11 protein-coding genes are annotated in these 13177 nt (G+C 62.7%); 2 read left to right on the top strand and 9 right to left on the bottom strand.

Annotation, left to right across the window (positions count from 1 at the left end):
• Positions 1–29: 29 nt before the first annotated feature.
• The 9 genes from V5E97_RS22530 to V5E97_RS22490 form a co-directional block, all read right to left on the bottom strand.
• Positions 30–368, bottom strand: coding sequence for a hypothetical protein (locus V5E97_RS22530; protein ID WP_406693785.1), 339 nt, complete (start codon positions 366–368; stop codon positions 30–32).
• A gap of 225 nt (positions 369–593) precedes the next feature.
• A complete protein-coding gene (locus tag V5E97_RS22525; RefSeq protein ID WP_406693784.1) occupies positions 594–2090 on the bottom strand; it encodes a DUF1501 domain-containing protein in 1497 nt (498 codons plus the stop codon).
• A gap of 80 nt (positions 2091–2170) precedes the next feature.
• Positions 2171–3979 (bottom strand): amidase family protein, encoded by a 1809-nt coding sequence (locus V5E97_RS22520; protein WP_406693783.1) that lies wholly within the window; start codon positions 3977–3979, stop codon positions 2171–2173.
• Positions 3976–5616 (bottom strand): glycoside hydrolase family 140 protein, encoded by a 1641-nt coding sequence (locus V5E97_RS22515; protein ID WP_406693782.1) that lies wholly within the window; start codon positions 5614–5616, stop codon positions 3976–3978. The genes V5E97_RS22520 and V5E97_RS22515 overlap by 4 nt, the downstream gene beginning before the upstream one ends.
• A 180-nt stretch (positions 5617–5796) precedes the next feature.
• Entirely contained in the window at positions 5797–7131 is a 1335-nt protein-coding gene (locus V5E97_RS22510; protein WP_406693781.1) for a DegT/DnrJ/EryC1/StrS family aminotransferase, read from the bottom strand.
• A 42-nt stretch (positions 7132–7173) separates the two neighbouring features.
• On the bottom strand, positions 7174–7959 hold the full coding sequence (locus V5E97_RS22505; RefSeq protein WP_406693780.1) for an amidohydrolase family protein: 786 nt from the start codon (positions 7957–7959) through the stop codon (positions 7174–7176).
• Positions 7956–8678 carry an amidohydrolase family protein gene (locus V5E97_RS22500; RefSeq protein WP_406693779.1) on the bottom strand — a complete coding sequence of 241 codons (723 nt, stop codon included), beginning with the start codon at positions 8676–8678 and terminating at the stop codon, positions 7956–7958. The genes V5E97_RS22505 and V5E97_RS22500 overlap by 4 nt, the downstream gene beginning before the upstream one ends.
• Positions 8679–8925: 247 nt before the next feature.
• A complete protein-coding gene (locus V5E97_RS22495) occupies positions 8926–9708 on the bottom strand; it encodes a rhomboid family intramembrane serine protease (RefSeq protein WP_406693778.1) in 783 nt (260 codons plus the stop codon).
• 25 nt (positions 9709–9733) lie between these two features.
• Positions 9734–10648 (bottom strand): LURP-one-related/scramblase family protein, encoded by a 915-nt coding sequence (locus V5E97_RS22490; RefSeq protein ID WP_406693777.1) that lies wholly within the window; start codon positions 10646–10648, stop codon positions 9734–9736.
• A 330-nt stretch (positions 10649–10978) separates the two neighbouring features.
• Between V5E97_RS22490 and V5E97_RS22485 the strand changes: the two genes are divergently transcribed.
• Both V5E97_RS22485 and V5E97_RS22480 read left to right on the top strand, forming a co-directional pair.
• Complete coding sequence (locus V5E97_RS22485) at positions 10979–11530, top strand: pentapeptide repeat-containing protein (RefSeq protein ID WP_406693776.1); 552 nt, start codon at positions 10979–10981, stop codon at positions 11528–11530.
• Between the two features lie 111 nt (positions 11531–11641).
• The gene (locus tag V5E97_RS22480) at positions 11642–12385 is read left to right on the top strand and encodes a tetratricopeptide repeat protein (protein WP_406701197.1); all 744 of its coding nucleotides are present in this window, start codon (positions 11642–11644) and stop codon (positions 12383–12385) included.
• Positions 12386–13177: the final 792 nt, after the last annotated feature.

The following is a 13177-nucleotide window of genomic DNA, read 5'->3' as shown; positions in this document are numbered from 1 at the left end:
TTTTTTAATGATCGTGTTATGCTTGTGGGTTAATGGGAATTCGGCACGATAAAATTGTTGTCGATGAATTTTTCAGGGTCGGTGAGGGGACGCACTTCGATGATTTGGTCGTTCGCGAACCAGACCTCGAACTCTCCTCCCTCTGCCCGACAAAGCGGACAATGCTCGGCGATCCCTTCCACGACGACTTGCGGACGCCCTGACTTTCCCACGTCCGACCGTTTGTATTTCGTGGACCAGGCGATTGAATCGCCGATCTGATACTCATATTGCCACAACTCGCCATACTTATACTGGATCTGGAATGCGCTGAGTTGGCCGCACGACGCGCATCGCTGTTCGCTCCGGACGGTGTTGAATGCTCCCATCGGGTATTTCTCCTCGGTCAGAAGCTGCCGGAGGCGAATGGCCAGTCCGCAATGCAAAGGGACCTCGATTCGGCCTGTTCGCTGATGGCGAAGCCCTAACCGGTGCGAACCGGCTGCCTCCCACGCTAAGGGGTAGCGTCCGAAAGCGATGGGAGGGCCGAGAGGGAGGCGGACGGTGTTGACGATGAGGCCGGCCAGGCAACGGGAATTGCGGTCGGCTTCAGCTCAGGCGAGGATCTCGCGGATCGGTTTACCCAGGTCGATCTCGAGCCGTTTCTGGCCGGGGACTTCAAGGCGTCGAGGGTCGAGACCGAGCTGGTGCATGACGGTGGCGTGGATGTCGGTGACGTAGTGGCGATTCTCGGTGGCGTGGAAGCCGAGTTCGTCGGTGGCGCCGTGGACCACGCCTCCTTTGATTCCGCCGCCGGCCAGCCAGACGGAGAATCCGAAGGGATGATGGTCGCGGCCGTCGGCCCCTTGGGCTCCGGGCGTGCGGCCGAACTCGCTGGCCCAGACGACCAGGGTCTCGTCGAGCAATCCTCGCCGCTTCAGGTCTTTGAGCAAGCCGGCGATCGGGGCGTCGACCTGGCCGCAGAGCTGGGTGTGACCGGCCCGCAGGTTACTGTGCGCGTCCCAGGCCCCTGCGCCGCCGTTGGAACCGTGGAAGATCTGGACGAATCGGACGCCCCGCTCGACCATCCGTCGCGCGGCCAGGCACTGCTGCCCGAAGGGCCGGGTGGCGTCCTGATCGAGGCCGTAGAGGGCCTGGGTTTCGGGGCGTTCGTTGTCGAAGCGGACGACCTCGGGAACCGCCAGTTGCATCCGCGCGGCCAGCTCGTACGACCGGATTCGGGCACGCAAGGCGGGGTCGTCGGGGTAGCGCACGGCCGACATCTGGTTGAGCCGGCCGAGCAGGGCAAACTCTTGCGCCTGCTCTTCGCGGAACACATCCGGCCCGGGCGAGGCGAAGGGGAGGGGATCGTCGGGGTCGGCTTCCAGGCGGACCCCATCATGCTCCGGTCCGAGGTAGCTGCTGCCGTGTCCCGCCATGCCGCCGCAGCAGTCGGCCAGTGGGTTCCCGAGGACGACGAAGCTGGGCAGGTCGTCGTTCAAGGAGCCGAGCCCGTAGTGGATCCACGAGCCAATGGTCGGGAACGGGCCTTCGAGAGCGTGCCGGCCGGTATGGAACTGAAGCTGGGCGCCGTGGTCGTTATCGGTCGTCCACATCGAGCGGACCACGGCGATGTCGTCGATACAGCCGCCGACGTTCGACCACCAGTCGCTGACCTCGATGCCGCTCTGGCCTCGCTTGCGGAACCCGTTCTGCAACGGATAGATCTTGGGCTGAATGGCGTGGTTGCCGGCGACGAACTCGCGGAGGTTCTTCGTGTTGTGCGGCGAGTCGAGCACGCTCTTCAGTGGCGTCTCGGCGATCGTCTTGCCGGCGTAGCGGGTCAGGCTCGGTTTCGGATCGAATCCTTCAACGTGGCTGACCCCCCCCACCATAAAGAGCCAGATCACGTTCTTGGCCTTGGGGGCGAAATGCGGCAGACCGGTGGGCGGGGTCCATCCGCCGCCGATCTCCTCGGCGCGGGTGACGCCGTCGCGATTGAGCATGGCGCTGAGGACCAGGCCCGTGAAACCGAACCCGAGGTCGGCGAGGAAGGCGCGCCGGGGGGTTCGACCACAGCTCGGATCGCCTGAGTGCTTGGACACCGTCATCGGCAAGTTCCCTCGGAGATCCAGGTTCGACCTGGTTGATCGTACCGCCCGGTCGAGTTCGCAACAAGCATTCCCGTGCGCTAGTTCTCGGCCTTGTTCGACGTGGCCTCTTCGATCAGGAAGCGTTCCAAGGGAGGGCGTCTGAGATGGTGCCCCGCAGCCTGCTGGTAGGCATTGGCCACGGCCAGCAGGGTCGATTCCCCGTAGAGTCGGCCAGTGAACGTGATCGAGCCGGGGGAGTCGCGTCCTTGGCGACTCTCGAACGCGTCGGGTAGAACGGCGGTGGGGTGGCCGGTCAGGTTGGTGATCTCGAGGTCCTCGCCATCACCGACGTAGAGGTCGACCGTTTCCATGAGTCGCGCCATCGAACGCATCAGGAGCGAGCGGACCCGGGCCGCGCGAAGATACTCGACCGCGGGGGTAAATTGCCCCTGGAGAAACGCGGTCGGCCAGGTGTTCAGGCCTTCCGTCACGTGTTTGCGGGTCAGGTCATCGAACATGGCGGCCGCCTCGGTGCGCAGCATCAGCGAGACGGCCGAGGCGGGATAGTCGTCGGGCAACGTGATCGGAACCAGGGTGACTCCTAGCTCACGGAGAAATTTCAGATCGTCGCGGGGTCGGCTGGCCTTCTCGAAGTAGCCGACTCTCAGGCCGCGGAGGTCAACCTGGGGGGGCCAGGCGAACGGATGATCGACCGCGGAGGGGTCGAGGCCGTCGAAACCGTGGATGGCGTCGAGCACCAAGGCACAGTCCTCCATCGAGCGGGCGATCGGACCGAGCTTATCCATCGACCAGGAGAGGGACATACAGCCATGCCGGCTGACGCGTCCGAACGTGGGACGCAGGCCCGAGGCGCCACAGGCTTTGCAGGGGGAAACGATGCTCCCGAGCGTCTCGCTGCCGATCGCGAACCCGACCAGGCCGGCTGCGACCGAAGCGGCGGAGCCGGCCGACGAGCCGCTCGACCCCCGACGCGGGTCCCAAGGGCTTCGAGTCATGCCGCCGAACCAGCGGTCCCCCTGCGCAAGCGCCCCGAGCGTGAGCTTGGCGACGAGCACCGCTCCTGCCTCCTCCAACCGCGCCGCCACGGTGGCCTTTTCATCGATCACGCGATCCTTGAACGGGGTCGCCCCCCAGCTTGTCGGATAGCCCGGGTAGGCGATCAGGTCCTTGGCTCCCCAAGGGATGCCGTGCAGAGGGCCGCGGTAGATCCCGGCGGCCAGCTCGGCGTCGGCCTTGGCCGATTGCTTCAAGGCCAACTCTTCGGTCAGTGTGACCACGCATTTCAAGAGGGGATCGAACCGCTTGAGCCGGTCGAGGTAGAGCTTCGTCAGCTCGGTCGAGCTGACCCGCCGGGTCCGGATCAAGGCGGAGAGTTCCGAGACGGGCAGGAACGCCAGGACTTCGTCGGTGTCGGGCCGTTTGGGGGAATGCCCTTCGGTCGGACTGGCCTGGTTGCGGCGGACTCCTTCGGAAGCGCGAAGTCCCGGGGCCGGCACAAACGAGAGGGCCGGCGGGACATCGTAGCCGACCTGAACCTCGCGGAGTGTTTTGAACGAGGCGAGGCTTCTCTGGACCGATCGGGCCGTGGCCTCTCGCTCTTCGTCGGTCAGTTCCAGACCGGCGATCCACTCGGCCTGTTTGATCATCTCCGGAGAGACCTTGCCCGCTTGTTCGGCCTGCGCGGCCAGGGCGCGGCGGAACGTGGCCGTGCCGATCCCGAGCGCCACGAGGCTCTTCAGGGTGGCCCGTCGCGTTGATCCTTCAGACGTGTCGTCGGGCCGTTTCCCGACTGCTTCCGAAGCCCGAGCCGGATCACTCGTGGTTTCGTTCGTCATGGTGGTGGGCTCATCGGGACCGGGGCGAGGGCAGGGGGGCACGCGATTCATGGCTTCGTGCTCTTCTGAAGGAGGAGGATCCAATCCTGATTATCGGGTGCCCGGTAGCGAAAATCGCTTTCGGATCGGGCCGGGACGCGTTTTCCGGTGCGCGGGTCGATCCATTGGGCCGAAATGGTGTTCGCGAGTCGCTGGGATTGGAGCGAGACTTCGCCGCCGACCGGCAGATAGAGAATGGCCAGGTCCCCTTCCTCGGTGCGAGCCGAGCCCACGAAGTGGGCCGGGTCGTCGCCGCCCGGCTGCCTGGTCAGCAGTTCTTGATCCGGACGGAGCCGGGTCCAGGGGAGCGCGGTGAAGAGTTCGGCCACATGCTTCATTTGCTCGCTACCGGGGAGAGCCATTGCCTCGCGCCAGGGCCGGGCGATCCCTGTGCCGGCGTGCCCTCGAGGTTCCTTGCCGGTCTCGGTCTGCCAGCTCCAGATGCCGTGAGCGCCGTAGGTTACGCCGGCCGTCGGCGTGCTGAGCAGGCTCCAGTAGACCGCCCGCCGCACGTTGTAGGCCGAATGAGGCTGGCGGGACTGGTAGGCGCGGTGATCTTCATAAGGAGGTTCGAGGTTGATCACGGGGCGATGCGGTTCGGTTCGCCAGTGCTCATGAGGGGGCCCGGAATGGATCCAGCGGAGCGTGCCGGCATCGTCGCCATGACCGCTCTGGTCGCCGAGAAAATCAAGCCAGCGTTCTTCCCGCCAGCTTTCCCACGGCCAGTTCATGCCCGTGGGATGGGTTGTCACCGGCGCGTGCGGGGATTCGCCAAACACCGCGCGGCCGATCCGCTTCCAGCGCTCGCTACTCTTCCCTTTGTACGAATTGTCGCCGGCCAGGATCCAGGCGACATGGTGAGCCCCATACCGAGCGACCTGATACCGAATCAACCGGATGGCGTCCTCCTCGGACAGGGTGTTGCCGAGGTCCTCACGCTGATTCGCCCAGAGTAGCACGGGCGCGGCCACGAGCCCTTGATCGTTGATTGCATTCATCCGCTGATCCAGGCGACGGAAGTAGCGGGGGTTGATTTCGAGGCGGCCTTTCTCGGCCACGAGGGCGACTTGCCCTTCGCCATCGGTCGGGGCGGTTCTCCAGGGGGCGATCGCATTGAACTGGATCACGGTGAATCGCTTTTCCGCGCGGTCCTTCAGGAAATGCGCCCAATCGTCGGCCTCGCTCAATAAAGGGCCATTCCAGACGGTGTCGCCCAGCCAGAAAAACGGACGCGAGTCCGCATGCTCGAGGTGATACTGGCCAGATGCGACCCGAATCGCCCCATGCCGCATCACGCTTGTGGCCGGCTCTCCCGGGCGACAAACGAATGATCCCTCCTGGGCGTCGAGACCGGCGACGACCGGCCGCGACCGGGTCCGGTACCGCCACGTTCCTGGTTCGTCGGGCATGACCCGAGCCCGCCAGGTCGTTCCTCCGTCCCAGAATCCGACCCCCTTGCGAGCTTTTCCTGAAGGCGGGGTCAGCTCAAGTTCCAACTCAGTCCCGGGGTCGGCGAAAGCCTGCGCCTCGAACGAACCTTCCCAACGTCCCCAGAGGGGGGCGGAAGCTTGGGCGGCGGAAGCGGTTTGGGCTGCGGTCGCGACGAGCGCGGCGATTCCGCAAACGAGGATCGTTCGAGTCGACGGCATGAGGTGGGTCCTCTCACCAGATTCCACGGTTCACAACCGCATTCGGTCGACACGTATTTGAGACGAGAGTGGTTCCTCAATCAAGGAGGCTGAAGTTGCCATATGAGTTGTGTTTGGATGTGCATGTGGATTTTATGTATTTCGGGTTTCACGTCGGTTGTTTATGAAGCGTTCGCCGCTTCAAACGGCATAATGGGTCGCCACCTTGCGGACGGCTTCGGCCAGACTCAGGACGTAGGCCTCGCTCATCCCCTCGTGAATCGTCACGCGGACGCCCGTTTTGAGGATCGCTTCCGCTTCGGGGCAGGAGACCTTGGCGTAGTCCATCGTCGTCAGGCCGAGCTCCTTCACGGGCCAGCGGCCGGCGAAGAAGCCATGCTTCTGAAAGACCGGGTTGCCGTAGAGCGGCACTGGAATATAGCCCGCCGAGGCGGGAACGCCTTCGGCAGCCAGGGCTTTGACGAACTCGGCCCGATCGCAGTTGAAGGCCTCGGGTCGGAGGCGAAACATCAGGAACCAGTACGAGGAACGGTCGTCGGGATGGACCTGGTGGGGCTCGATTCCGGGAGCGCCGGTGATTTTGTCGTTGAGAAGGTTGCCGAGTCGCGAACGCGTCTCCGCGATCCCTTCCACACGCGAGAGCTGGGCGGCGGCGAATCCCGCTTGCGGCTCGCTCATCCGGTAGTTCGTGGCGAAGACCTCGAACAAACCCCCCTTGGCGAGCCGGTCCATCCCTTTGTCACCGAACCGTTGGAGGAGTGGTCCGAACCGGGGGTCGCTCGACGCCACCACGCCCCCTTCGCCGCTGGTGACGTGCTTGGCGGCTTGCAGCGAGAAGCAGCCGATATGCCCCACCGTGCCGATCGGCTTGCCGCGGAATTTGGCCCCCCAGGCCTGGGCGCAGTCTTCGATGAGAACCAGGTTGTGCTGGTCGGCCAACGTTCTCAGGGCCTGCATGTCGCAAGGGTTGCCGGCCAGGTGAACGGCGATGATCGCCTTGGTCTTGGGAGTGATCCGTCGCGCCACGTCTTCGGGATCGAGGTTATACGTGTTCCGCCCCAGGTCGGCAAAGACAGGGACTGCTTGCTGGTAGATGGTGCCGATCACGGTGCCAATGTCGGAGATCGGGCTGGTGATGACCTCGTCCCCCGGCTCGATACCGGCCGCCGCGACGGCAATGTGCAAGGCCGCGGTGCCGGACGAGCAAGTCATCACGTGCTCAAGAGGGCAGGTCTGCCGGAACCGATCGATCAGCAAGGTCGTTTGCGGACCTTTCCAGTAGAACATGTTCGCTTGATCGATAAGGGCATTCATCCGCTCTCGTTCGGGAGCACCCCAGCGGACGAGTTTAGGCGCGGCCCCTTGCACGGCCTTCGGCCCCCCTTGAAGGGCGAGTTTCGCGGCGGGGACTGGCTCGATTGCGCTCGCCGCCTGGCCGCAGAGCTTGGCGGCTCCCATGGCACCCGAGGTTGCGGCAAGAAAGTGGCGTCGAGAGAAAGGATTTTTGGGTGTCATGGCAGAAATCCTGTTCAGACCTTGAAGACTGGATCCGTGGTTTCAGCGGGCCGTCGGAATCAAACGACGCGCGTTCTGTTCCTGCACTGCCCGTAGTTGTGCCGGTGCCAAGGCCGATTCCTTGAGCTTCAGAATGGCCGACTCGAAGTAAAGGCAAGGCGCATGGGACCCGAAGAGGACGCGCTCGAGGGCGACCTCTTCGAGCAGGCTCGCCACGCCCCCGACGCCTTCCCGGGTGGAGAGATCCACCGAGACGTCACCGGCCTGAATCACTTTTTGAAGGGCCTGCCCGCGAATGACGCTCAGTGAGTTCAGCAAGAGCAGCCGGAGCCCTGGAGTTTTGGCAACCACCGTCGCGAGCGGAGCCGGGTTGACGGGAGCGACCCGGAACGCAGGGTGCATCATCCGTTCGTCCTCCATCTGGAGGCAGAGCGTGACCACCAGGTCGCGCTTCGCCGCCAAGGCGAGGAGCTGGGCGAACGCCGGGTGGTCGAGTGGATATCCGTGGTAGTTCGGGTGGAGGCGAATGCCCGGCATGCCGTGCTCCTCCACGCACCTCCTGAGATCCTCCTCCCAGTCAGGCTGCGCCGGATTGACTGAACCGAACGGAACCAGGCGGATTCGTGACTGGACGCGGCACTCGTGCGCCAACCGCGCATTCACGCCGGCCAGGTCCTTGTGGAGCAGGGCATCAAAGCTACCGGCCCAGGCCTCGACCACACCATGGCCGCTCAAGGTCGTCACGAGCCGAGTTGTCTCGTCGTCCCGCACGCGGCGAGTGGGCCATCGCGAGAGATTCACGTTGGTGTCGATGATGCGAGGCGTCAAAGTCGGACCCCCTTCGCCTGGAGGATCGGCCCGAGCAGCCTCTTGAGGTTGCCTGCGAGGATCAGTTTCTTGGCCGCATCGGGGACGTCGGCCCCGTGCACCTTGGCGAGTTGCGACGCGAAGCTCCGCCCACCGGCGTCGCTGCCGTAAATCACGCGTTCCGCACCCAGTTCGCGCACGGCCATCTCGGTGATCCCGGCCACCGGGTCTCCTCCGGCCAGGTCGACGGCCACGTTTCGCTCGGCTCTGACGGCCCGGATCCCCAACTCCCAATCGCCGCCGGTATGCCCACAGATCAGCGTTGCCTTTGGATGTCGGGCCGCCAGGGCCGCGAGGTCCATCGGGGTCGACTCGCCCGGCAGGTTCCCCGTGACTTTGATCCAGGTATGCTGAAAGATGACCGCGTTGAGCTCAGTCGCCCGCTCGACGATCGGGTCCAGCGCTGGGGCATTCGCGTGCTCCGCCACCCAGAGTTTGACGCCGACCATGGGACCGTCGCGCACGCAACGGTCGAGCTCGGCGAGGCTCTCCTTGACGTGCTTTGGGTTGAGATACACAAACCCAAACGCTCGGTCGTGCCAGTGACTCAACGCCTGGAGGACTTCATCGTTCTGTTTGCGGAATTCCTCGGGAGAGGGGTCGAACGACCAGTTCATCCCCATGTAGACACAAATTCGGGCGATCCCCATCCGGTCGGCGTACTTGATGAGCTGAACCATGCGCTCATCGGGTGTCCGGCCGGGAACCCCGGAGAGATGGCAGTGTAGATCCCAGACCTCCACAGACCCTCCTCTTTTTTTATATCAAAGAAGAAATAATGCAATCTTGATGGCGCGTGGTCTTGCTTTCGCCTTCCCGCGGGGAGGCGACGTTGAGGATGCATTGGATCTTGATCGAGCGGGGAAATCAACCGGACCGACTCCGCGAGGGAGTCTCCAAACGCGATGAGGATGGAGTTCGGCCGAGTTACCGCAGGAGGCGGGGCAGGAAGAAAAGGGCGGTGGCGCCGAGGCCGCCACAGCTCAGCACCATCCCGGCCAGGCTGACGGGGTGGGTGGAAACCTCGTCTCGACCATCCAGAACGGCCGGGCGAAGGATCAGGCCCAGGGCCGCGCCGCCGAGTAGGCCGCCGAGGTGAGCGAGGTTGTCGACGTTGGGGTTGATCAGGCCGAGGAGGAATTGGTATCCGGCCCAGCCCGCCAGAACGACTCCAATCCGGCGGTCGCGCAAGTGGAGCCGGCCGCGGTGTCGCCAGAACAGGACGATCAGGGCCCCGGCCAGCCCAAAGATCGCGCCGGAGGCACCCACCGAGACGCGACCCCCCATCAGGCTGCAGAGCGACCCGAAGATCCCCGAGGCCACGTAGAGGAGGATGAACTGCGGCCGCCCGAATGCGTGCTCGCACGCCATGCCCAGGATGAAGAGCATCAACATGTTGCCGAGCAAGTGGTCGAAGTTGCCGTGCAAGAACGTGGCGGAGACGAGTCGCCAGACCTCGCCGTCGCGAACACGGTCGGGCACCAGCGCACCGATCGCGCTGAGGCGATCGACATCGATCCTCGCGCCGCCGACAACCTGAAAGGCGAAGACCAGGGCGCACGCGATCATCAGCGCCAGACTCACGAGGGGGAGCGACGACATCCCCGCCTCGAAATCGACGTCGCTGTGCATCATCGCGTGGTCGATGGTCGGGATGTCGTCGTCGTCGTCGAACCCAGGGGGGGCGGCGAACGGATCGGGTTCTGTCATGTCACTCCCTTTCTTCGACCGCCCCTCACCGTCGCTCACCCGTGTCGAGCAAGATCCCCAGCGCGACCGCCATCCGCCGGTCCAACTCGTGCGCCCGGTCGGTACTCATGTCGAGCACGTAGCGGTCGAAAAGGGTGGCCTTGCGGTTGAACTCACCAATCACAATTTCCGTGTTGGGGCGATAGAACACGAAGTTGGTTCGGAGCAAGCCGAGCATGGGGCCGAGGAAGCGTCTCAGGAGGGACAGGATCAGCGAGTCCTCCCGCGCCACGACCAGCGGAGTGCCGTCGGGACGGAAGGCATCCCACCGCTTGCGGAAGAAGTTATAGAAGTAGTTCTTGCGGAACTGGCCGAGCGTCCCCTCGTCCGGGGCACGGACCGTGTAAGTGGCCCGGATGAAGTTGACCTTCTGGTCCTGCAAAATCTCGACCAGGAGGTGGTTCTTACTGTCGTCCACGTAAATGGAGATGTGTCGTTTGGGAGTCAGTCTGATGATCAGGGCGACTGTCGCCACCAGCGTGAAGGAAAAGCCGATGAGGAACGCGGCTCCGCCAATCCACCTGGTTTGCGGGTCGTCGAGCGCCACCGCGGGTATGGCAGAGACCGTGACGCCGATCGCGGCGACGAGCAAGCCGGCCATGACGGCACCGAGGCTCCTCCAGAAGTGGGCCGGCCGCTCGACGAAGAGGATCGGGTTCTGGTGCGCGTCGAAGACGTAGTATCGCTCCGAGATCGAAACCTTTTTTTGGTTGATCAAGAACCGGTCATGATCGAACGGCCCCCCGCCTCCGTCGTTTGGAGGCTGCCAAGCCGTCGCAGTCGAGACCATGGGGACGACAATCACCGATCCGCAGTCCTTGCACTTCACCTTCTTGCCGGCATACTCGTCCTTGAGGTCGTACTCGGCATGGCATCCGTCACAGACGGCGAGGACTGGCATGTCGTTGGCTCTTCGAGAAGGTTCGGCCTCTCTTGAGACCGGGGTGACTGGTCGACGTGTTTGAGCGACTCACTTTAGCAGACGCTATGGCGAACAATCAAGTAAAGTGGCGGTTGAGTCATAATTGCCGGTTCGTCTCGAACGAATGCGCGATCGCTCACGATTCGAACGGCCTCGCTTCGAGGCAAGCGGCCCTTTCCCACTTGTCGGGTAGGATTCAGCGTGCCTCTTTTTCTCAAGGTGGTGGCAGGCTGAAGTCGACTCTCCAAGGATAATCGGAAGGTCATGCCGTCGGCCGACGAGAAACAGGAGAAGTGCCGAGGTGATTCAATGAAGATTACGACCTCAGGAGGTAGGGTGCTCCTCGAACGCGAAGGGAATCTGGAAGGGGCCGAGCTCTCGGGCCTGAAGCTGTCCGATGCCCATTTCGCTCATGAATCACTCGTCGGCGCGACCCTGACGGGCGCAATACTTATAGGTGCCAACTTTGATGAGGCGGATTTATCGAACGCATGCCTCATGGATGCTTTGATGTCCGGAGCATTCTTGATGTCCGCAAAATGCGATAATGCAAACATGCGAGGCGCTGACCTCTACTGGGCTCTCGGGTTCCAGGCGTCGTTTCGCGGCGCCGATCTGACCGGAGCGGATTTTCGAGGGGCGGACTTGCAGGAAGCCGACTTTACGGGAGCAAGCCTTGAGCAGGCCAACTTCGGCAGAGACAACCTCAATGGCTCGACCAGCGTTCAAGGAGCCAACTTCAGCGGGACGAACCTGAAAACAGCCCTCTTGGAAGGGGCCTTGTATGACTCACGAACACGCTTCCCCGAGGGATTCAACCCGAAAACGAGAGGTATGATCCTTTGGGGGGAAAGCAGATAAGCGTAAAAATGTTAATAAATCGGAAACGACGGATTTGAGGGTACGGAAGTGGATAGGCACAAGCTCACGCCAAGAGATCTCAAATCCAAATGGATTGCCGCTCGATTGCTCATGGTTTTCGGGACCCTTGGGCTGGTGGGTTACGCTTTTACCTCGGAGGCTGGGAAACCGCTGACCTGGTTCTTGGTCGTGGGCATCCTTTTCCTTTTCATGGGCCATCAGGAGCAAATGGAACGGCTCAAAGATCGGGTTGTACAGTTGGAGAAGGCGAACCGGGTTTTCCTCGACGCGCACCAACGACATTTGGACGCTTGGGCCAGGTTCAAGGGGCCGGAAAGCAAGGACGTGGCCGAGGCCCTTCATCACTTCGCGCTTGTCAATGACGACTTGAGCAAGCCTGGTGAAGCAGAACCACTCTACCAGCGGGCGTTGAGCCTTTGGGAGAAGACGCTGGGAGCTGAGAGCGAGGAGGTGGCTGGGTGCCGCTCCAATTTGGCGATCCTCTATCTCGATCAAGGGCGGTTCGAGGAGGCCGAACCGCTATTCCAGCAAGCCCTGGCGATCCGCGAAAAAGTGCTGGGTGCCGATCATCCTGAAGTCGCAAGCAGTCTCACCAATCTGGCGTCGCATTTCCAGGCGCGGGGCAACTTCTCCGAGGCTGAGCGACTCCAGCAGCGGGTGATATCGATCTGGGAGAATACGTTAGCCTCCGATCATCCTGATCTCATTACCCCTTTGGAATTCCACGCGAGTTTGCTTCGAAGAATCAAGCGAAGCTCGGAGGCGAGGTCGGTTGAAAAACGGATCAAGGCGATCCGTGAAAAGCAAATGGGGCGAAAACCGCCCAGTCTATAAAATTCAGCGACCCGCCATCGAGCGAGGAATCCCCTTCGTTCCCACGGGGGACCGTGGGAACGAGTCGCGAAAGGCTTCCTAGCCCTGGATCGGGTCGTTGATAAAATTTCGGTGAGGGAACCGTATGCTTGAGTCCTAAAATAACTGCAATCAACAGTGTGTGTGTTTTAGGAATTTAGGAAATATGAATTAATTGGCTTGATGATGTGATTATCGAATCCTCTCGCCCCATGCCGCCACTTCCATCTCGCCACCGCCTCTCTGGTGAGTAAGGCGGTGACGCCTGTCGTGTTCGCCCAAGGTGCCGGTCCGCTGTTCTCGACTACGATTGATGATGGTAGGGGAAAAGACGTTGGCTTCGCCATCACCCAGGACAAATCCTTGCCGAGCGGGCTGTGCCCCATGGTGGGACGCGGCCATTTCTTCCTACCCCCTATGACGTGGAATCCACTCCGTTCGATTTCTTTGGTCGCTCTGACCGGCCGGTATCCGCAGGGAATCAGGCCGTTCTCCCCCATTCTTGCGGCTCGTGCCGTGTTTGGGGGTGGCCAGGATCGGAGGAGTTCCCGATAGTGGAGATCGTTTTCGAACGGCTGCGTTTACGCTATGATCGTGTCATGGTGCGCCATGCTTGTGGCGATTCGCAGGCTGTTGGTATAACGGGCCATCCCGGCGCGATGGCGGCGGTTTTAGGCACGATCGTAGCGGCGGGTGTGGTGACCATCCCGCGGCGATCGGGTCGCAACCGATGCGAACCGCCATCGCTCCCGAGTCCGGCTCGATTCGTACGCG

It is taken from the genome of Singulisphaera photorubra (assembly GCF_045290345.1).
Lineage (GTDB): Bacteria > Planctomycetota > Planctomycetia > Isosphaerales > Isosphaeraceae > Singulisphaera.
Note: the sequence above shows the minus strand (reverse complement) of the source record. Positions and strands in the feature narration are given on the sequence as shown.